We start from the raw sequence: 270 nt of genomic DNA, 5'->3' as shown, positions 1-270 counted from the left end.
TGCCAATGGTCGTAACTGCTTGTCTGAGAATGCACAGGGAAAGCCGGCACTGTTAGCTTGTGAGAGCGCAGAGAAAGCCAGCCCTGAAAAAAGTACTGTTCGTTACATCGTACTGAAAAGCGGTCAATGCCTGTCTGATGCAGGTGGCAAAACACCGGTCATGGCCGTCTGTGATTTTCAGGATAAGAAGCAACAGTGGACAGCCCTTCAAGGTATTGGTACGGATGTCCGTAATATGGCATCAAATAAGTGCCTGACGACCGCAGGGCT

At 50.0% G+C, this 270-nt stretch carries 1 protein-coding gene; it reads left to right on the top strand.

The window, feature by feature from the left end:
* Positions 1-19 precede the first annotated feature (19 nt).
* On the top strand, positions 20-270 hold a 251-nt coding region (locus V2A85_RS24740; RefSeq protein ID WP_420072693.1), incomplete at its 3' end, for a hypothetical protein.

This window comes from Yersinia sp. 1252 StPb PI (genome assembly GCF_048593885.1).
Classification (GTDB): Bacteria; Pseudomonadota; Gammaproteobacteria; order Enterobacterales; family Enterobacteriaceae; genus Yersinia; species Yersinia enterocolitica_E.
The sequence above is the reverse complement of the archived record's forward strand: the minus strand, read 5'-3'. Positions and strand labels throughout refer to the sequence as shown.